Origin of the sequence: Lelliottia sp. RWM.1, from assembly GCF_016859735.1 — a bacterium.
GTDB lineage: Bacteria > Pseudomonadota > Gammaproteobacteria > Enterobacterales > Enterobacteriaceae > Enterobacter.
The window spans coordinates 79,633-98,127 of sequence record NZ_WLVC01000002.1; the positions used below are offsets into that span (position 1 = coordinate 79,633).

The following is an 18,495-nucleotide window of genomic DNA, read 5'->3' on the forward strand; positions in this document are numbered from 1 at the left end:
ATTACTCCGTTTTCAGCGGTGTTTTGTCAGAGAAACTTTGAATAGTGACTGTCGTCAGGTTCAGCAGAACGCCGTATGCTGCGCTCCCGCCAGCGGGTAAATACCACTGACGGATGCAGTGTCAGCGGGCCGGAACCACTACCGCCCGCCGGAGCTGGCGAAGGTTTAAAGAGCGGCGCATCAAACAGGCGCGTATACCGCTGTTCAAACCATGCCAGAGGGCAGGAAGAAAGCTGGTTGTCGCTGTCATGACGTATCAGCACTTCACAGCTGAATTCAGGGCTAACCAGCGCTACGGAGGGAGACGCTTCAATTAATCGGATGATTGTTACGGTCCAGCCACGTTCATGCTGCCAGCGTTCGCCGGGTTGCGGATAATTACGCATGTTCACCTCCGCAGGGAATGCGACCGGCAAAGCTCAGCACATAGTCCGGGGCAAGTCTGCGCCGCGCTGACCGCTCGTTATCTGCGGTGATCATTAACATCACAGGACGGGCATTGCGTTGACTGCGGTTGATCGCCGCAAATAACCAGGTACACTTCTGTTTAGCCATCTTCGTTACCTCTTATAACGGTTGGTTAAATGCCTCTAGGGTGATTCCACGCAACCTAGAGGCATTGCAACTAGGTGTCGGACACAATGTATTTCAAGGTGTCCGACACGTCAAGTGTTGCAACTGTTCTTTTTTTGGCTATCATTGTCCGACACCTACCTTAAAGGACAAATTAATGGCGACTAAATCTATCAATGCAAAATCAAAAAGATTCGATGTGCGTGTGCCTCATGAAATAGCTGATGCCGTAGAAAAACTTAAAAATAAGGATGAAAGCACAGGCCAATTTGTCGTTGCAGCCCTAGAGGCAGAAATAAAGAAACGCCAATCTACCATTTCCCAAAAAAAATAAAATCCGTGCATGGGCATTACAATGCCCATATTAAGCATGCATTCTTTTTGTTGAGCTTATAAATTCATCTAAATCTGTACGTAAATATATTACCTTTTTCAAACCCGCTTTATAGAATGGTATACAGACTTTACCTGTGCTAGCCCAATTCGCCATGGTGGCTGGTGTAACACCAATATATTCAGCAGCTTCTTTTCTTGTGAGTCGTTCTTTCAAGTGCATCGTTGTCACCTCTTGTCATGCTGGTTTTGATGATTAGAACGATAAATCGAAAGTTAGCTCAGTAAAAGAATCATTAGCCAAATAGTATGATCATTATAAGAAAATAGGTATACTCATTGGCTAATGATCATTTATAAATCAACACCTTAAGATGTTATTAACTTGAAGCGTCTTGTATATGGCTCTTGAGGAATCTGACATAACTCACAACGGATATCTTGCACCCATCTCATCAATGTTTGCTTGGAAGGTGAATACTCATGATTTGCAAAATGTACAGCCAACTTATTACTTAGCGAGTAATGTGATACATCAGGGTATTCTCCAATCGTCAAGCAAACTATTCTGTACACATCTTTATAATTTTGGTTCCTTGGTCCTCTTTTTGTAGGAACTGATTTTTCTGTGCCTTGGAAAACATCATTATTACTATTCAAATAAGAAGATACGACTCTTCTAAACTGTGACTTATAGTAATCAAGATAAACCTTTCTTAATACTCCATCTTTCAAAATAATTAGAATATCTTCCGCTTGCGAGGTATAGCCCTGCTCCTTTAAAAAAACAAACATAGATAACGCGCTCAACTCATGCTCATTAAAAGATAATGAACAATCTTTAGCTGCGAACTTTATATTATTTAACACAAAATCAAAGTCTAAAATATTACCAGAGAAATCTCTTCCTCTTGTATTTTTCAAGACCCTATCAAAATTGAAATTTATATCTCTTTTAGATGCGCTTTCAATAATAGCAAGCAAAGTTTCGAATACAAAATTTGTATCATAATGGTTAATTAATGATTGATTTACTGCATTATTAAAGCATTAAACAGTTTGAGGTGATAATATTCCTGACTGTTCTGAACACCCCATCAAAGCCTTTATAGTTTCGTTTATAAATGGCTTAACATCAAAATCAGTGTTCATTTTCTCTCCCTTAGTAATTCTTCAAGAAGTTTAGATTTATCTTCATCAGATAATTTAGATAACAACTCCTTAGTATTAATAAATGGAATTTGAATACCAGCTTCTTGCATAATTTTCATTTCTATCCTTGCAGCTGGCTCAACTAATTCTTCGACAGGAAGACTTATATAACCAGCTGTCACATCTGAAACCCTGCCTGATTTGTGATTCATAAGCCTTTTCAAAATATAAGTTCCTACACCACTCAACTCTGCTATTGTTGCAAATGTACGCCGAGCATCATGGCAAGTGAAATTAATAGGTGGCTCACCTTCAAATTCACCTGATGCTGTAGCCATAACAATTTTATCTATAACTTTACGGGGATCGGTGATCACTCCACCTCTCAATGCAGGGAAAACAAATTTTGAGCTTTTGTTTTTAAAAGCTAGACGTCTTTCAAAAATAGCCTGTAGTGTTTTAGTAATGGGTAATTCTAACGGTTCCCCATTTTTAGTTTTATCAATCCAAAAATAACCACCTGCTAAATTAACTCTTTCCCATTCAAGTCCGAATACTTCACCTCTTCGTAAACCAGTAAATAATGCCATATCGATAGCATCACAGATAGATAATGCGTGATCATCCCTTATGTTCATAGCATGCTTTCGAACAAATTCAACGGACTTCAACCAACGACCTAAATCTTTATTACGAATACGTGTATTCTTTCTGACCAAGCCATGCCATTGCCGCTTGCTACTTAAAACTACCGTTGGTGGCTCAGGGAGTAATTTGCTACCAAGTTGATCTCTATAGTTATCATTTGCAAAATTATAAACAGCTCTTAATGCACGACCCCAAAGATCAGCTTGAGAGCGGCTACCTTTACCTACTCCTGTTCTGAATTTAGATAAGCGTTCCCCAAACCAAACAGTACCATCTGTAATATTTTTATGACGGTTAAATACATCGTCACGTGAGATATTTGCCATAGGCCTATCTAACCAATCACCAGAAAAGTTCTGTAATAGTCCTCGATACTGATTCGCAGTTGCCGATTTGAGTCGATGCCCACGAGTCTTGATGTACAACTCAAGAGCGTCACGCAGAGTTACATTAGAAAGACTTTCCTCACGAGATACAACATTTGGGTTTCGCCCTGTCATACCAATGTCACCAAGCTTATCCAAAGCCTTAGCTCTGGCTTGCTCAATCGTGATTTCAGGAAATCTCCCTAAGCTCGCACGAATGAATGCGCCTTTGACTTTCCTAACTACGCAGAAAGTTTTGATTCCTGAAGCTCCAACTCGTAACCGCAGCCCTTTGACGTGAGAATCATGATAATCAACTTGTTTGCCTTTAGGGGCGGCTGGTAGCTCTGCAAGCTTTGACTTTGTAAACTTGAATGGTTCCACGACGCGGTATCCTAGATTCTTAAAAATCGCCTTAAAATCGCTTGGCCTAAGCCAGGATTCCCTTAGGCTACCTCACATCATGATTTAAAGGGAACTACGTAGAATCAAGATTAATCTTCAAAAACAACTAACCATATGAAAATTATAGCTAAATAAGAAAAATTATTTATGGTTATTATATTGAGCAGTATCTCATAATCGCTTGGTCGCTGGTTCAAGTCCAGCAGGGGCCACCAGATACAGCAAGGGCTGGAGAGAAATCTCCGGCCCTTTTGCTTTTTACGGGGAGACTTTCAAACGGGAAATATGGTGATACATGGTTAAATAATGACCGCTCAGCCAAAATATCCGTAATAGACCCGGTAAACAGCCATGAAGATGTCACGGACATCCCGGCCATCGACCAAAAAATAAGAGCTGTTCAGTGAATCTCCGCACTTCATCAGGCCAACTGGGGAGTCGATAATCTCAACAGTCTTATGCTCCCGGTTTCTTTTCGGATCACACGAGTAATGTTTAGTGTGATTGCACAACGAGCGAACCACCAGGTAATCAGGCAGCTCCTGCAGTGCTTTATCAAGCGCTTCCTCCCTGCTCAGTTTGCCGCAGGGCTTCCCGTCATAATCGATTTTCTTGCCCTGAAAAATCCACTCACGAAGGTGGTACATGGGAAACAGCGTATCGATCAGCCCCTCTTCGGTCGGGTGCTTATAAAAATTCACCCACTTGCTTTGAAGATGCTCGAACATCGCCCCTGCATCACACTTGTTGAATAAACCTGCCATAACGTTACTTCGCCTCCTGCAAAAAATTATCGCGATTTTATCTGTCCGATGGCTCGGGGTTCGTATTCTTCAACCAGAAACAACAACTCAAACCACAAATAATAAGGTAACAATATGTTTTATAACGTTTTAATTTCTCACATGATAGTGATTTATCCCATTAATTAATCTATGTACAGAACAATATAACCATCTTAAAATTATGGTTTTACTTAACTCAAATGGAAATTGAGGTTTATGGCTATTCCAGCTTATTTATGGCTCAAAGACGATGGCGGCGCAGACATCAAAGGTGGTGTAGACGTGCGAGATCGTGAAGGTAGCATCGAGGTGTTAGGATTCGGGCACGGCCTGTTTCTCCCGACCGACAACAACACGGGCAAAATCACCGGGACGCGCGTACACAGCGCCATCAATTTTGAAAAGGAGTTTGATTACTCAAGCCCCTATCTCTACAAAGCTGTTGCCACCGGCCAGACGCTCAAAAGCGCCGAATTTAAGTGGTACAAAATCAACGACGCGGGCCAGGAAGTGGAATACTTCAACATGCTGCTGGAAGGCGTCAAAATCGTGTCTGTTTGCCCTCTGATGCATAACTGTAAAAACGAGAGCACTGAGAAGCACAATCACCTGGAAGGGATCGCCCTCCGGTACGACAAAATCACCTGGAAGCATTGCGATGGCAATATCATCTTCTCTGACTCATGGAACGAAAGATGATCCGGTGTACATTCAGATTGAATGGAAACGGCTTATCAAACCTCAGTTGCCCAGGTATTGGTTTCTTCCCTGCGTATTCCGGATACGAAGGGAAACACAGAAATAATCCTGATTCCGTGAATGTTCCGAATGCTGGCCCGTTGCCACCTGGCAAATATTATATAGTCAGTCGTCCGACTGGAGGCTTAAGAACTATGATTCAGGATTGGGCTGCCAGCGAGTACACTGGTTCAGATCGTTCAATTTGGTTTGCCCTGTATCGAGAAGACGGGAAAATTGATGACTGGACGTTTATAGATAAAGTAGAGCGCGGTCATTTCCGGCTACATCCGGCAGGGTATAAAGGCGTTAGTGAAGGATGCATCACATTGCCCAGTCCGTCTCATTTTGCTGTTTTACGCGAGGCTTTGCTGAGAACGCCAACAATGCATGTCACGTCTATGCTCACCGCTTACGGCACTGTGCAGGTTTACTGATGAAAGCTATTCATATAGCCCTGATGTGGGCCGCGTCATTTGCTGTGTATGCGGTTGTTTTGATCCTGATGTATGCATTCGTGCCCCAAGGAACGTTGTTCGCGTTTTACAACGATATTGCTGGGCCGGTTCCCGGTGCTGAATGGGATAGTATTATCAGCAATGTGATCATTCTGGGAAGCGCGGTAATAACATTCTTGCTGGTCTGGCTCGTTGCATATTTTGCCATGAAAAAACGGCCCAACTAACCACCACCAACCCGGTCATTTCATTCTGGCCAGGTTACTCTTCCCTTCCTCTCCGTAGTTCGCAACAATAACCTTTTTATTGAATGGATAGTTGCACTCCCCCCCTCAGTTACAGCGAACCGTACCAAACGAGTCGCGGCGGCACGTCGTTGTGCTGCCGTCGCTGTGTGTTGTCCGGCTGGTTCCAAAAGCGTCCGTTCGGGTAACGTCGCCATTGCTGCCACGGGTCGTGCCGAAACTATCCGTGCGCCAGCTGTTCCCATTGTTATCACGGGTCGTACCAAATGAATCAGTGCGGTACGTACTACCATCGCTCCCCCTGGTGGTTCCGAAAGAGTCCGTTCGATACGTTGTGCCGTTGTCACAGCGCGTGGTGTTGAAACTGTCAGTACGACAGGTTGTCGCCTGTACGGTACTGGTTATCAGTGCCAGCGCGATAATCAGATATTTCATTTCATCATCTCCATGTTTACTGCCTGGATTAGCGTGCAACGTCTTCCACGCGAAGATCTGCCAGACGTTTTTGTGAGGGGGTGAACGAACTGACGTTTGTATGCTCGCTCTACGTCGTAATTCGACCTCGTAAATTCATCCCATTGTGGCTTTCTGTGCCGCAGTCATCACCGCGATAACGTATTTCAAGACTAGCCCTGTCAGTGCATCATCAACGTTTTTATCTAAACCAGGTTACCTGGCTCGTTCGTTTTTCCTGTAAGTACTCAGCAATTATTCACCGACAATACGATTTTTACCGGTCTTTTTAGCCTGATAAAGTCTTGCATCCGCTTTTTTCAAAAGTTGTTCCGCTGATTCATCATTTGTATGTTTCGCAATGCCTGCGCTGAATGTCACATGCAAATCTGCCTCCCGCCATTTCCGAATAGACACCATCTGTAACCATGTATCAATCATTTGATAAAAATAATCATAATCTTCACCAGCATAAATGACACAGAGTTCCTCCCCACCGAACCTGTAGAGGTTATGTTCATTACCTACTACCTGGCATCCTGTTTTACTGACAGTTTGTAAAACAATATCGCCGGTATCATGACCATATGTGTCATTTATAACCTTAAAATTATCTATATCTATTATTGCCAACCAGAAGGTTTCCTCACTTTTAATGAGATGATGAATGTCATCCTCAAACTTCCTTCTGTTAAATATTTTCGTCAACCCATCAATAGTAGAATCATAAACAGCCTGCTCAAGATACTCTTTATTTCTCCTGATATCAGCATAGATAGAGCTTATTGTTATCTTATCTTTTTTGGGGTCAATCCCGTTTATCCCCATATACAACTTTGATATTATTTGCTCCATATACAGCTTAGCTAGAAAAATTATAATCATGTAAAGCACCAGACAGGATAACGTCACAATCCAGAACGTTTGTTTGGCAACGCTTGTAATATCGTTATAATCACTTTCATTTACAACAGTAAACGCAAACCAGTCGGGATTCATGTATGTCTTATAGAAAACAAAAACCTTCTCTTTGCTATCATAAAACTCGCCCTCAACGTTAGAAGCCCGCTCAATCCAAGAAAGAGGAACCTTTTTTCTTAGAATCTCTACCTTGTTCTCGCTCAGAACCACGTCCCCCGCAGCCGAAGTAATTAAAAACTTTCCATTATAAGGAGGCATTTTATTATTTATGTTTGAGCTTATTGACTTTAAATCCAAATCAAAGGCTATATTCCCAATAAAATCAGAATGTTTGTTAAACAGATTCATGCTCGCCGTGATGGACTTCTTTTTTAACTTCGAGGTTCCACTTATATCATCAAGAATGGATGAATACGGTTCTGAGTAACTAATAAAATCCTTTGTAGCCGTTAAAGGATACCATGGTCTTGAACGAGGAGAAAATCTCTTTAATTCAACACTTGGGTATATTTTATAATTATCTTTAGAATCTGAAATGATGACATTACTGAAAAAAACAGTTGAGTCTGTTATCGCGGGTATAACCGTATTCAAATCAGTTTGCTCACCTTTTAAGTACTTTGTGATATCCTTTTCATCGATATTAGCCGATAAACTTCTGAACATTAACTTTATTTCATTCAAAGGTGTTTCAATATTGGCCCTTGATGCGTTTGTCGTAAATCGGGACATGGTGCTTTTAAATTCCTTCTTACTACTATAATCAATATAGAGGTATGTATAAACACACATGATGACAAAAGGAATGAGTAATATAAAAACTAAGCTGCCGATTGCTTTGTTCGTGTTATAGGATTTCACGCTGGCCATCTCATCACAAAGTATGTGGTTATTCTATCATGAAGAATTTAGGATAAATATTAATTACGGTGCGCAATCATTCGTTCGTTGTTTTTTTAAACGCCGAATGTCTACACCCTTTTCTTACACCTTGTCCCCTCGCATGATACATATTGGTCCTATCTGTTTTATTCGATGTCCACATGCGAGACACGGTATCAGCAACAGCCCTGCACAGGTTTCGCTTGCTCTTCGAAGTCCCAATTGCCCTTCTGCGAGTCATCTTCCAGAATGAACACAAGCGAATCATCACTCCCCCTCACAAACCACAAAAACTAAAGAAATCCCCCATCGCGCCGATCATCATCCATGTGTATTATTTCCTGTAGCTTTCTCAACAACTAACCTTAACTCAAATACTTAAGCGCCAAAGCGAAAGGCATCATGAGCACACCGATTAAACGGCTAGAAATCATTAAAAATGCCATTGAACTGGAAGATGACGACATCATTCAGAGCCAGCTGATACGGCTGAAAAATGAAGCGTTTGACGATGAGCTACAGGCAATCGTCGTGGCGCTTGAGAAGAAGAATTACACCGCAGCGCTGGCGGCTATCGTCCGTTGGTTACAGAGCCAGCGTGCAATCACCCAATGGCGTGACCCGCAGGTCGCCGCCAGTAAGCTGGAACTGAAAGCACTGGAAGAGCGACTGCGCGATCTCATTGACCGTCGCAATGCCCGAGTGCAGCAGCTTGACGAGTTCAATGACCTCTACTTCTCCCGCCTGGGTCCGCTGATGCAGCAGATCCTCTCCCTGCGCAAAACGCTGGCAGAGCTGAATCTGCGCCGTCAGCAGGCGGAAGCCCGGCGCCGGGAAGAGGACTATCGCCGCTGCCAGCAATATATGGCGCAGGCCGTCGAATTACTGGCGACACTCACGCAGCGATGGCGCGATCTCCCGGCTGATTCCATGCAGGCCGCGGACGCGCGCAAAAATCTTCAGCAGCAAAGCAACCTGATTACCAACCTGCTGGCCGAAGCGCTGGAGCTTGAAAGCGGTTTAACACGCGAAGAAGAACCGGCGCGTCAGGCGCGTGACCATGCCAATGAAGAGTACGACAAGTATCGCGAGCAGCATCAGGATGCCGAAGTCAGGCTGCGCAAGGACAAAGATCTGTCCGAAGAAGATCAAAACGAACTCAAACGGCTCTGGCGTCAGGCGAGTAAGCTCTGCCACCCGGATCTGGTGGCGGACGATCTGAAAGAAGAAGCCAACACCATGATGGTACAGCTAAACCAGGCGAAGCAGCGCGGAGATGTGAAAGCGATTCGTTCCCTGGTAGCCCGTTTACAGCAGGGCTTTGAGCCGCTGATGGCAAGCGACAGGCTGAACGATCTGGAGCGAATTCGCAAAAAAATGGCGCAGGTTCGCGAGCAAATCGACACGCTCGTGAATGAGCTGGCAGAGCTGGAAAAAGAGGAATCCTGGTTGCTCGTCTCATCGCTGAACAATATGGAAGCCTATTTCACCCAGCAAGAGAGGGCGTTACACGATGTGCGCGCCTCGCTCGAACATCAGGTGAGCGAAGCGCAGCTGGATTCAGCGGCGTAGCTATTTGGCGTGCCAGTATGCACTGGCACGTACCAATTGCTGATCCACCGGGTCGCTTTCAAACTGACGGCTCAGGTTTTTCACCACCTTCCCTTCTCCGGTCAGCCAGATGAAGTAATCCTCAGCAGGAACGGTCAGTTGTGCCAGATTGTCGGCAATCGCCTGTTCATTGTGCCCAACAACCCAGGTGATATTAAAATCACTCAGGTGCGCCAGATAGTCCTTATAAGATTCATCACCGACGGTCACGATCGCATGAATTTCCGGGCAAACCGGCAGTGTTGCAATGCCCTCTAAACGACGACGCAATGCCGGCATCCCGGACTCATCACACACATACAGCTGCCAGGCGTAATCTTCCGGCACAACCAGCGAGCCACGTGGTCCGCCAATGGTGAGCTTGTCGCCCACTTTCGCCTGTACTGCCCAGGTGCTGGCAATACCGCCGTCATGAACAAAGAAATCGAGCATCAGTTCGTGGTGAGCTTCGTCATACAGTGGCGTGTAATCACGCGCCTGCGGGCGCACGCCCTCTCCCCAGTTAATACCTTCATCGGTGACAACAGGTGCTACAAAGGTTACTCCCGGTTCCGGGAAAAAGACTTTGGTGTGGTCGTCGAATCCGCGGGAGCTAAAGCCCTCCAGCGCTTCTCCGCCCAGGACGATACGCTGGAAACCCGCACTGATGCGTTCAACGCGAAGTACATTCAGCTCGCGAAAGCGCAGGTCATTACGGACACGTTGTGGGTAACGGGTTGATGTCATTTTTATGCCTTCATGAAGTGAATACGATATATCGAAATAAATTTTAAATGATAATGATTGCTAACAAACAAGATTGCAAGTTTTTTTTTGATATAGTCATTACATTGAAATGCAATCAAAAATAAATACATAAAAATCAATAAATTAAATAAAATAACAATGTAATTATTGCTAGAGGCATCAATTTAGATATAAATTAGATATATCAATTTATAAGGATGAACTATGCGACACGCACACGAAGGCGGCGGACGCCGTCAGCGCTTTTTTGGTCACGGCGAGTTAAGGCTGGTGATTCTGGAGATCCTGACCCGCAACGCCAGCCACGGCTACGAGCTGATCAAAGCGATCGAGACCATGACGCAGGGGAATTACACCCCAAGCCCTGGTGTGATCTATCCGACCCTCGATTTTTTGCAGGATCAGTCGTTTATCACCATCACGGAAGAAGAGAATGGGCGTAAAAAGATTGCCATCACCGTTGCCGGGCAACACTGGCTGGATGAAAACCAGGAACATCTGGAACACATTCAGGCACGTATTAAAGCCCGCTGCGTAGGCTTTCAGTTACGTAAAAACCCGCAGATGAAGCGGGCTTTGGACAATTTTAAGGCCGTATTGGATCTGAGAGTCAATCAGGGAGAACTCAGCGACGCACAGTTGAAACAGATCATCGGGGTGATTGACCGCGCAGCGCTTGAGATCTCCCAGTTAGATTAAGCCAGCGCGCGGTCACTCACGCGGAAGACACGTACCAGCTCTTTCAGGTGCATCGCCTGTTCATTCAGCGATGCCGCCGCCGCCACCGACTCTTCCACCAGCGCAGAGTTCTGCTGGGTAGTGGCATCTATCAGGCCAATCGCACTATTAATCTGCGAAATACCCTCTGTTTGTTCATGGCTTGCCTGGCGGATCTCACGCAGGATCACGTCCATCTCTTCGACGTTACCGACCATCCCGTTGATCAAGCCGCTGGCTTTCTCAACAAGGTTCATCCCGTCCTGCGTCTGGCTGGACGAGCTTTCAATCAGTTGACGGATCTCACTGGCAGAGGAGGCACTCTTCTGCGCCAGCTGGCGCACTTCACCTGCCACCACCGCAAAGCCACGGCCATGCTCACCGGCACGTGCCGCTTCCACCGCGGCGTTCAGCGCCAGGATGTTGGTCTGGAAGGCAATGGCGTCGATCAGGTCGATAATGTCGGACATCCGGTTTGATGTCTCGTTAATCAGGCGCATTTTACTGGTCACCTGCTTCATCATTTCGCCGTTATTTTTGACCACTGCTGCCGCATCCGCTGACAGGTTAGTGGCTTCGCCGGTATGTGAGGCCGTGTTTTTCACCGTGGCGGTGATCTGCTCCATTGAAGCGGCCGTCTGTTCCACGGAGCTAGCCTGCTCTTCCGTGCGTGCGGCCAGATCCTGGTTGCCTGCCACAATTTGTGCTGCAGCGCTCGAGATATTCTCCGAGCCGGTCTGCACCTGCTGCACAATCTCCAGCAGGCGGGTTTTCATCTCCATCAACGCATGCAACAGCAGGCCTGTTTCATCTTTGCCGTGCGAGGTGATGCTCCCGGTGAGATCGCCCTCAGCAATAGCTTCAGCAAACGTCACCGCCTGGCCCAACGGACGCGTAATGGAACGCACGATGTACCAGCCAATAATGCTGCCTACCGCCACGCTGAATAGCGTGATCACAATCAGCAGCAGACGGTTGGTTCTGAAATCACCGTCTACCTGCATACCGGCATTTTGCATCTCGCTGTTTTGAATCGTAATCAGCTCCTGCACTTTCGCCTTGTAAGCCTGCTGCAAATTAATGGTATTGGTCATCATCTCCTGAAGCGCACTCGCGCGATCGTTGTTCTGCACCGCCTGCAAAATGCGATAACGCGAGTCAAGGTACTGCTGGCGTACCCCACGGATATCCGTCAGGACTTGCTGTGATTTTTTATCACGCAGAGAGTTGTTCAGGTCACCCAGAATCACAGTGATGTGTTCACTGATCTCTTTCAGATGCTGCTGCGACTGCGCGGTGTACTTGCCCTGTTCATCCAGTAACATGAGCTGTTGAGTGCTTACAAATTCCTGAAACTGATCAATTAACTGGTTGGCTTTTACCGTTGTCGGGTAATCATTTGTAATGATGGATTGCATCCCGTTGTTTGCCCTGTTCAGGCTTAACAGCGATAAACTGGCGCTAAGCACCATCAATACAATAAAGAATCCAAACGCCAGAAATAATTTTGTGCCGATCTTTACGTCATGTAAGAACATATTTACTCCATCGATGTGATTATTTCTCAGACGATCACCGTTATCGGTAACGAAGCCACTAACTTTATGACTTTGATCGTTTTTTTATTTCATAACCATCATAATGGATAGGTGCAGGCTATTAATATGACCACATTGATCGTTATACATCCACCAGAGTATAGGTTTGTGAAATAGCATCGGGATAAACTGACTTAGGCACAGATAAATAACCAAAGCGGTTTTTTTAGTTATTTAATATCCAATTAACATTAGATCGTATTAATAATTACAAACCGCCAAATAGCAAAGCCGCTTATCCCTTACGAAATAAGCGGCTTTTCTGGAACTTTACAGACTCAATGAAGCACAGTCACGGCGTCTTCGAGTCGTCCTGCGCGGTGCTTAACCATGGCGGAGATCTGGGCGCTCTCTTCCACCAGGTCCGCGTTTTTCTGGGTGATGCTGTCCAGCTCGGCAACGGCACGAGTTAGCTCCGCAAGGCCGGTAGCCTGTTCAGAGGTCGAATGGCTGATTTGCGCGATCAGCTGCGTCACATTCTTCACCTGCTCAACAATACCATCCATAGTGCGCCCTGCGGCGTGAACCTGATCGGAGCCAGACTGCACCTTGCTGGCGCTGGCATCAATAAGCTTGCGGATGTCGTTGGCTGCATTCGCGCTCCGGCTCGCCAGGTGACGCACTTCTCCTGCAACCACCGCAAAACCTTTCCCCTGCTCGCCTGCTCGTGCCGCTTCTACCGCGGCATTCAGCGCCAGAATATTGGTCTGGAAGGCGATGTCATTAATCAGCGAAGTAATGGAGCCAATACGCTGGGTACTGTCAGCAATATCATCCATGGTTTTTACGACGGTCTGCATGGCATGTCCGCCTTCCGTTGCCGCGCTGCTGGCCGCCATCGAAAGTTTATCCACTTCAGCAGCCGTTTCAGAGTTACTCTGCACAGATGCCGCCATCTGGTTCATTGTGGCGACAGTCTGCTGCACATTTGTAACCGTCTGGCGCGTACGATCATTGAGATCTTCATTGCCTTGCGCCAGCCTGTCACTACCGTCACGCACGCTGACAACCTGGCTTGAGACATCATGGATCAGCCAGCGGCACATCAAACCCAGTTGCCCGACGGCACGTAAAGTCAGCCCCAGCTCATCACTGCGGTTCAGATGCTGAACGGTATTGCGTTCGCCGGTCGCCACGTTTAGCGCCTGACGCGCCACATTTTCAACCGGGCGGACAATCTGCTGCTCAAACAATACGGTTCCCAGAAGCATCACCAGTGCACTGGTTCCCAGCGCAACCAGGCCGCCTTCGGTCATGTAAAGCGCGGCGGCAAGTATCACGAAAAGCGCCGCCATGACACTGCGAACACGCCAGCGTAGCGGCATCGCGGGCAACTTCCCGAGCCAGCCCTTACGTACCACCAGCCCTTTATGAACGCGTTTGTTACAGCGACCTTCATTCAATGCCTTATATAAAGGCTCGACCGCTGCAATCTCTTCGGCCGTCGCTTTTGCGCGAATCGACATGTACCCCGTCACCTGGCCATTACGCACCATTGGTACGGCGTTGGCTCGCACCCAATAGTGGTCACCATTCTTGCGACGGTTCTTCACAATCCCGCTCCAGGGCTCGCCTTGCTGCAACGTGTACCACATGTCGGCAAAGGCGGCTTTTGGCATATCCGGATGACGCACAAGATTGTGCGGTTGGCCCAGCAGTTCATTTAGCTTGTAACCGCTCACTTGCACAAAAGTGTCGTTGGCGTGGGTGATGTAGCTGTGAAGATCGGTGGTGGACATTAAGGTGGTGTCATCGTCCAGAGGATATTCATTCTGGGTGACATAGGATGGAGAGGACATTATGGGCATCCCTTGCAGGTTATTTGAATGTTAATTTTGTGGATTAATCTTTTTTCGGCGGTAAACAATTTATCTTTAGTTGTTAAATTTGATTGAGATCGCAAATTTAAGTTAAACCGCACTTTTTATACGTTTTTATAATTGATTGATTTCAAATACTTTCGTTGAGAAATTACCCACGAAGCATGACCTGTTAACGCCCACTAAAGAAGCAATGACTGCACCACACGAGTGCAATTGACGCTTTCACGCGCATGACCTACCCGTTTTGGTCTGCCGCTTAATCCCGTTTCGATGGCGTCGGCATGATTAAATTTCGCACAACATAATGTTAACCAGGCGTTTATCCCGATTTTCGTTAAGTCACCGGAAGTGGCGTAATCCCTGCAATACTTACTTCAGTATCATGTGATACGCGATCCCCGGGAGCACATTTTGAACAGGTTACCTTCCAGCGCCTCGGCTCTTGCCTGTACCGCGCACGCATTGAATCTCATTGAGAAGCGAACGCTTGATCATGAGGAGATGAAACAACTTAACCGAGAGGTTATCGACTACTTTAAAGAGCATGTGAATCCTGGGTTTTTGGAGTATCGCAAATCTGTTACCGCCGGCGGGGATTACGGAGCCGTAGAGTGGCAAGCGGGAAGTCTGAATACGCTTGTCGACACCCAAGGACAGGAGTTTATAGATTGCCTGGGTGGTTTTGGTATTTTCAACGTGGGGCACCGTAATCCAGTTGTGGTTTCCGCCGTACAGAATCAACTTGCGAAACAACCGCTTCATAGTCAGGAACTGCTGGATCCGCTTCGCGCGATGCTGGCAAAAACGCTGGCGGCTTTAACGCCCGGCAAACTGAAATACAGCTTCTTTAGCAACAGCGGGACGGAATCGGTCGAAGCGGCACTAAAACTCGCCAAAGCGTACCAGTCACCGCGCGGCAAATTCACCTTCGTCGCAACCAGTGGCGCGTTCCACGGCAAGTCATTAGGCGCACTGTCAGCAACGGCTAAATCAACCTTCCGCAAGCCGTTCATGCCACTTCTGCCTGGCTTCCGCCATGTGCCGTTTGGCGATATTAACGCGATGCGCACCCTGCTCACCGAATGCCGTAAAACCGGTGATGACGTGGCTGCGGTGATCCTGGAGCCAATCCAGGGAGAAGGTGGCGTGATCCTGCCACCGCCAGGGTATTTGCCCGCCGTGCGTAAGTTGTGTGACGAGTTTGGTGCACTGCTGATTTTCGACGAAGTGCAAACCGGGATGGGGCGTACAGGTAAAATGTTTGCCTGCGAGCATGAGAACGTTCAGCCGGACATTCTGTGCCTGGCGAAAGCGCTCGGCGGCGGCGTGATGCCTATCGGGGCGACGGTTGCCACTGAAGAGGTGTTTTCAGTTCTGTTCGATAACCCGTTCCTCCACACCACTACCTTCGGTGGAAACCCGCTGGCCTGTGCGGCGGCGCTGGCAACCATCAATGTTCTGCTGGAGCAAAATCTGCCTGCTCAGGCGGAGCAAAAAGGTGACATGTTGCTGGACGGTTTCCGTCAGTTGGGGCGTGAATACCCGGATCTGGTCCAGGATGCACGCGGCAAAGGCATGCTAATGGCGATTGAGTTTGTCGACAATGAAACGGGCTACAGCTTCGCGAGCGAGATGTTCCGCCAGCGAGTGTTGGTTGCCGGTACGCTCAATAACTCCAAAACCATTCGCATTGAACCGCCGCTAACGCTGACCATTGAACAGTGTGAGCTGGTGCTAAAAGCCGCACGTAAAGCGCTGGCCGCCCTGCGGGTAAGCGTAGAAGAAGCGTGATATCACTCCCCCTCCGCCCGGAGGGGGAATTTTAACAGTGAAATTCCGCCACCGTCATCGTAAACCTTAAGAGACCTTCGCCCTCATTGGCATAGCGATGTGCGGCTTCCGTTTTTGCTACAGCAGACGATCCGGCGTTAACCCGCGTAACCGTCTCCTCCACGTTGAGCGTTAACACCCCTTCTTCAACATGCAGAAGTTCGAACGTGCCGGCAGGATGTCCCGATGACGTAAAGCATTCGCCCGGATACATCTCCCAGCGCCAGAGCTCAATCATGTCCGGGCCTGCTGTACCCGCCAACAGCCGGGCACATCCGCCCCGCTCTCCCTGCCACAACACCGGAATCGCCGAACCTTCAATCACATGAACGAAGGGTTCGCTCGCAACATTGACGATCTCCGCAACAGAAACACCTAGCGCCGCCGCCAGCTTACACAGAATGGCAATACTGGGGTTCGCCGCGCCTTTCTCAATCTCCACCAGCATCCCTTTACTGACGCCCGCACGACGCGAAAGCTCATCCAGAGACATCTTTTTTGTTTTGCGCCAGTTGCGGATACGGCTGGCGACCGCCAGGCTTACCTGGGCAATATCTGCACCCGAATCGGTCATTATATTGACTTTATCAGTCATTGGTCATTACCATGGTATAAAACAGTCAATACAGGATTATTTATGTCTCTCGTCACGCCGTCAATAGATCCGCGTCTCACCGGAATTGCGCCTGGGTTTCGGGCACTGAGCATTCTGGTTGAAGCAGCCCCAATTTTGCACCCCGACGTTGCTCCTGCCGCACTGGCAAAGGCCTGTCAGCAGGTGTTGAATGATGATGTGCCCTGGGCCGATGCGCATCTCGCGGCCTGGGATGACGCATTTAAAGCCTTTGGCGCAAAACCTAAACGCACTCCCTGTTCAGCCGCGGCTCTGCGTAAGCGGGTGCTAAAAGAGGGGTCACTGCCCTCGCTCGATCCGGTCGTCGATATCTACAATGCCATCAGTATTCGCTACGCGATCCCCGTCGGCGGGGAGAATCTGGCCGCCTACTGCGGCACGCCACGCCTGACGCTTGCCGATGGCAATGAACCGTTTGATACCCTCAAAGAGGGGCAAACCGTTGTGGAGTATCCGGATGCAGGTGAAGTGATCTGGCGCGATGATGCAGGCGTAACCTGCCGTCGCTGGAACTGGCGGCAAGGCGTTCGCACACGTCTGGACAGCCAGGCGCAAACCATGTGGTTTATTCTGGAAAGTCTGCCTGCGATGCCATTCCCGGCACTGGAAGAGGCGGGTGACGAGCTGGTACGCAACCTGCAAAAACTCATGCCAGGGGCAACGGCACATATTCAACGGCTGGAACGGTGAGAGGAAAAAAACATGTTTCACGGGTTAAGCGCCTTTCCGTTAACACCACTGAAAGACGGCAAATTTGACGAACGCGCCTTCACTCATCTGCTGACACCGCTGGTCGATGCGGGTGTCGATTCGCTAGGGATCCTCGGTTCCACAGGGAGTTACGCTTACCTGACACTGACTGAGCGTGCGCACATCACCCGTTGTGCCGTCAGCCACGCCAATGGCATTCCTGTCATGGTCAGTATTGGCGCACTCCGGCTCGACGATATTCTGCGCCTGGCGGAAGAGGCTCAGGCGGCAGGCGCCGCCAGCGTCCTGATGGCTCCGGTCTCCTACCAGCGTCTGACCCATGATGAAGTTTACCGGCTCTATGACACCGTCACTCATCAGCTCTCCGTTCCGCTGTGCGTATACGATAATCCCGCCACCACCGGGTTTGAGTTTAGCGACGAGCTGATGTTTGCGGTCGCGGCCTTACCCCATGTCGGTTCCGTGAAATTTGGCCACGTGCCGGAGAATGTTGCGCAGCTGCGTGCGCGTCTTCCGGATACCGTCTCGATGGGGATCAGCGGAGACTGGCGCGCCGCTTCCGCCCTGCGGGCCGGGTTTGACGTGTGGTATTCCGTTCTCGCCGGATTATTCCCGCACACGGCACTGGCGCTTGCACGCTCAAAAGAGGAGGGGCAATCCGAACGTCTGGAACCACTGTGGGCGCTGTTCCGCCGTTACGGCAGTTTGCGGGTCATTGCCGCCGCTGCCGAGATGATGGGGAAAGTCGCGACACCGGCATTACCCTTCCCGTTGCAGGCGATTCATGGCGAGCCACGGGAAGAGCTTTCTGCGATACTTGCTAAACTGGAACTGGCCTGAAAAAAGCCGGGTAGCGCTGTGCTTAC

General features: G+C 48.2%; 21 protein-coding genes and 1 tRNA gene. 10 read left to right on the top strand and 12 right to left on the bottom strand.

The features are described from left to right. Positions 1 to 26: 26 nt before the first annotated feature. Both GF617_RS02175 and GF617_RS02180 read right to left on the bottom strand, forming a co-directional pair. On the bottom strand, positions 27 to 386 hold the full coding sequence (locus GF617_RS02175; RefSeq protein WP_203450967.1) for a hypothetical protein: 360 nt from the start codon (positions 384 to 386) through the stop codon (positions 27 to 29). Continuing rightward, on the bottom strand, positions 379 to 555 hold the full coding sequence (locus GF617_RS02180; RefSeq protein WP_203450968.1) for a host cell division inhibitor Icd-like protein: 177 nt from the start codon (positions 553 to 555) through the stop codon (positions 379 to 381). The genes GF617_RS02175 and GF617_RS02180 overlap by 8 nt, the downstream gene beginning before the upstream one ends. Positions 556 to 730: 175 nt before the next feature. Between GF617_RS02180 and GF617_RS02185 the strand changes: the two genes are divergently transcribed. Further along, positions 731 to 907 carry a YlcI/YnfO family protein gene (locus GF617_RS02185; protein WP_203450969.1) on the top strand — a complete coding sequence of 59 codons (177 nt, stop codon included), beginning with the start codon at positions 731 to 733 and terminating at the stop codon, positions 905 to 907. Between the two features lie 30 nt (positions 908 to 937). Here GF617_RS02185 and GF617_RS02190 read toward each other — a convergent pair whose 3' ends face one another. From GF617_RS02190 to GF617_RS02200, 3 genes are all read right to left on the bottom strand, one after another. Further along, positions 938 to 1,129, bottom strand: a complete 192-nt coding sequence (locus tag GF617_RS02190) for a helix-turn-helix domain-containing protein (protein WP_077064514.1) — start codon at positions 1,127 to 1,129, stop codon at positions 938 to 940. A gap of 146 nt (positions 1,130 to 1,275) precedes the next feature. Next, positions 1,276 to 1,890 carry a hypothetical protein gene (locus tag GF617_RS02195; RefSeq protein WP_203450970.1) on the bottom strand — a complete coding sequence of 205 codons (615 nt, stop codon included), beginning with the start codon at positions 1,888 to 1,890 and terminating at the stop codon, positions 1,276 to 1,278. 164 nt (positions 1,891 to 2,054) lie between these two features. Beyond that, a complete protein-coding gene (locus tag GF617_RS02200; RefSeq protein WP_203450971.1) occupies positions 2,055 to 3,455 on the bottom strand; it encodes a site-specific integrase in 1,401 nt (466 codons plus the stop codon). Between the two features lie 159 nt (positions 3,456 to 3,614). Here GF617_RS02200 and GF617_RS02205 point away from each other — a divergent pair. Continuing rightward, positions 3,615 to 3,691 (top strand) — tRNA-OTHER (locus tag GF617_RS02205). A 99-nt stretch (positions 3,692 to 3,790) separates the two neighbouring features. On the opposite strand, the gene GF617_RS02210 is transcribed toward GF617_RS02205, so the two are convergent. Further along, positions 3,791 to 4,240 carry a hypothetical protein gene (locus GF617_RS02210; protein WP_203450972.1) on the bottom strand — a complete coding sequence of 150 codons (450 nt, stop codon included), beginning with the start codon at positions 4,238 to 4,240 and terminating at the stop codon, positions 3,791 to 3,793. 237 nt (positions 4,241 to 4,477) lie between these two features. Here GF617_RS02210 and GF617_RS02215 point away from each other — a divergent pair, with 237 nt between their 5' ends. The 3 genes from GF617_RS02215 to GF617_RS02225 are packed head-to-tail and all read left to right on the top strand — an operon-like array spanning position 4,478 to position 5,684. Continuing rightward, positions 4,478 to 4,960 (top strand): Hcp family type VI secretion system effector, encoded by a 483-nt coding sequence (locus GF617_RS02215; protein ID WP_203450973.1) that lies wholly within the window; start codon positions 4,478 to 4,480, stop codon positions 4,958 to 4,960. Continuing rightward, the gene (locus tag GF617_RS02220) at positions 4,957 to 5,436 is read left to right on the top strand and encodes a DUF2778 domain-containing protein (protein ID WP_181620857.1); all 480 of its coding nucleotides are present in this window, start codon (positions 4,957 to 4,959) and stop codon (positions 5,434 to 5,436) included. The genes GF617_RS02215 and GF617_RS02220 overlap by 4 nt, the downstream gene beginning before the upstream one ends. Then, the gene (locus tag GF617_RS02225; RefSeq protein WP_181620858.1) at positions 5,436 to 5,684 is read left to right on the top strand and encodes a hypothetical protein; all 249 of its coding nucleotides are present in this window, start codon (positions 5,436 to 5,438) and stop codon (positions 5,682 to 5,684) included. Before GF617_RS02220 ends, GF617_RS02225 begins: the two co-directional genes overlap by 1 nt. A 105-nt stretch (positions 5,685 to 5,789) precedes the next feature. Here the strand turns inward: GF617_RS02225 and GF617_RS02230 are convergent, their stop codons facing one another. Beyond that, positions 5,790 to 6,137, bottom strand: coding sequence for a hypothetical protein (locus tag GF617_RS02230; RefSeq protein ID WP_181620859.1), 348 nt, complete (start codon positions 6,135 to 6,137; stop codon positions 5,790 to 5,792). A 273-nt stretch (positions 6,138 to 6,410) separates the two neighbouring features. Further along, on the bottom strand, positions 6,411 to 7,937 hold the full coding sequence (locus tag GF617_RS27430) for a sensor domain-containing diguanylate cyclase (RefSeq protein ID WP_203450974.1): 1,527 nt from the start codon (positions 7,935 to 7,937) through the stop codon (positions 6,411 to 6,413). Between the two features lie 423 nt (positions 7,938 to 8,360). Here GF617_RS27430 and GF617_RS02240 point away from each other — a divergent pair, with 423 nt between their 5' ends. Then, positions 8,361 to 9,530, top strand: a complete 1,170-nt coding sequence (locus tag GF617_RS02240; protein ID WP_203450975.1) for a DNA repair protein — start codon at positions 8,361 to 8,363, stop codon at positions 9,528 to 9,530. Here the strand turns inward: GF617_RS02240 and GF617_RS02245 are convergent, their stop codons facing one another. Continuing rightward, a complete protein-coding gene (locus tag GF617_RS02245) occupies positions 9,531 to 10,295 on the bottom strand; it encodes a siderophore-interacting protein (RefSeq protein ID WP_203450976.1) in 765 nt (254 codons plus the stop codon). A gap of 225 nt (positions 10,296 to 10,520) precedes the next feature. On the opposite strand from GF617_RS02245, the gene GF617_RS02250 reads away from it, so the two are divergent. Further along, a complete protein-coding gene (locus GF617_RS02250) occupies positions 10,521 to 11,015 on the top strand; it encodes a PadR family transcriptional regulator (protein WP_181620864.1) in 495 nt (164 codons plus the stop codon). Here the strand turns inward: GF617_RS02250 and GF617_RS02255 are convergent. Next, a complete protein-coding gene (locus GF617_RS02255; protein ID WP_203450977.1) occupies positions 11,012 to 12,571 on the bottom strand; it encodes a methyl-accepting chemotaxis protein in 1,560 nt (519 codons plus the stop codon). The two genes, GF617_RS02250 and GF617_RS02255, sit on opposite strands and share 4 nt — an antisense overlap. Before the next feature lie 338 nt (positions 12,572 to 12,909). After that, positions 12,910 to 14,430, bottom strand: coding sequence for a PAS domain-containing methyl-accepting chemotaxis protein (locus GF617_RS02260; protein ID WP_203450978.1), 1,521 nt, complete (start codon positions 14,428 to 14,430; stop codon positions 12,910 to 12,912). A gap of 435 nt (positions 14,431 to 14,865) precedes the next feature. On the opposite strand from GF617_RS02260, the gene ygjG reads away from it, so the two are divergent. Continuing rightward, positions 14,866 to 16,245: a putrescine aminotransferase gene (ygjG, locus tag GF617_RS02265; RefSeq protein ID WP_181620867.1), complete on the top strand. Its 1,380-nt coding sequence runs from the start codon at positions 14,866 to 14,868 to the stop codon at positions 16,243 to 16,245. Between the two features lie 31 nt (positions 16,246 to 16,276). Here the strand turns inward: ygjG and GF617_RS02270 are convergent, their stop codons facing one another. Further along, entirely contained in the window at positions 16,277 to 16,879 is a 603-nt protein-coding gene (locus tag GF617_RS02270; RefSeq protein WP_203450979.1) for an XRE family transcriptional regulator, read from the bottom strand. A 42-nt stretch (positions 16,880 to 16,921) separates the two neighbouring features. Between GF617_RS02270 and GF617_RS02275 the strand changes: the two genes are divergently transcribed. Next, positions 16,922 to 17,608: a B3/4 domain-containing protein gene (locus GF617_RS02275; RefSeq protein WP_203450980.1), complete on the top strand. Its 687-nt coding sequence runs from the start codon at positions 16,922 to 16,924 to the stop codon at positions 17,606 to 17,608. A gap of 12 nt (positions 17,609 to 17,620) precedes the next feature. Further along, positions 17,621 to 18,469 (top strand): dihydrodipicolinate synthase family protein, encoded by an 849-nt coding sequence (locus GF617_RS02280; RefSeq protein WP_203450981.1) that lies wholly within the window; start codon positions 17,621 to 17,623, stop codon positions 18,467 to 18,469. Positions 18,470 to 18,495 lie beyond the last annotated feature (26 nt).

Coding starts and splice junctions, on each gene's coding strand:
- GF617_RS02230 (WP_181620859.1), bottom strand. CDS start 6,137: ATGAAATATCTGATTATCGCGCTGGCACTGATAACCAGTACCGTACAG.
- GF617_RS02270 (WP_203450979.1), bottom strand. CDS start 16,879: ATGACTGATAAAGTCAATATAATGACCGATTCGGGTGCAGATATTGCC.
- GF617_RS02260 (WP_203450978.1), bottom strand. CDS start 14,430: ATGTCCTCTCCATCCTATGTCACCCAGAATGAATATCCTCTGGACGAT.
- GF617_RS02215 (WP_203450973.1), top strand. CDS start 4,478: ATGGCTATTCCAGCTTATTTATGGCTCAAAGACGATGGCGGCGCAGAC.
- GF617_RS02280 (WP_203450981.1), top strand. CDS start 17,621: ATGTTTCACGGGTTAAGCGCCTTTCCGTTAACACCACTGAAAGACGGC.
- GF617_RS02175 (WP_203450967.1), bottom strand. CDS start 386: ATGCGTAATTATCCGCAACCCGGCGAACGCTGGCAGCATGAACGTGGC.
- GF617_RS02275 (WP_203450980.1), top strand. CDS start 16,922: ATGTCTCTCGTCACGCCGTCAATAGATCCGCGTCTCACCGGAATTGCG.
- GF617_RS02240 (WP_203450975.1), top strand. CDS start 8,361: ATGAGCACACCGATTAAACGGCTAGAAATCATTAAAAATGCCATTGAA.
- GF617_RS02190 (WP_077064514.1), bottom strand. CDS start 1,129: ATGCACTTGAAAGAACGACTCACAAGAAAAGAAGCTGCTGAATATATT.
- GF617_RS02250 (WP_181620864.1), top strand. CDS start 10,521: ATGCGACACGCACACGAAGGCGGCGGACGCCGTCAGCGCTTTTTTGGT.
- GF617_RS02180 (WP_203450968.1), bottom strand. CDS start 555: ATGGCTAAACAGAAGTGTACCTGGTTATTTGCGGCGATCAACCGCAGT.
- GF617_RS02210 (WP_203450972.1), bottom strand. CDS start 4,240: ATGGCAGGTTTATTCAACAAGTGTGATGCAGGGGCGATGTTCGAGCAT.
- GF617_RS02245 (WP_203450976.1), bottom strand. CDS start 10,295: ATGACATCAACCCGTTACCCACAACGTGTCCGTAATGACCTGCGCTTT.
- GF617_RS02185 (WP_203450969.1), top strand. CDS start 731: ATGGCGACTAAATCTATCAATGCAAAATCAAAAAGATTCGATGTGCGT.
- GF617_RS02225 (WP_181620858.1), top strand. CDS start 5,436: ATGAAAGCTATTCATATAGCCCTGATGTGGGCCGCGTCATTTGCTGTG.
- GF617_RS02255 (WP_203450977.1), bottom strand. CDS start 12,571: ATGTTCTTACATGACGTAAAGATCGGCACAAAATTATTTCTGGCGTTT.
- GF617_RS02220 (WP_181620857.1), top strand. CDS start 4,957: ATGATCCGGTGTACATTCAGATTGAATGGAAACGGCTTATCAAACCTC.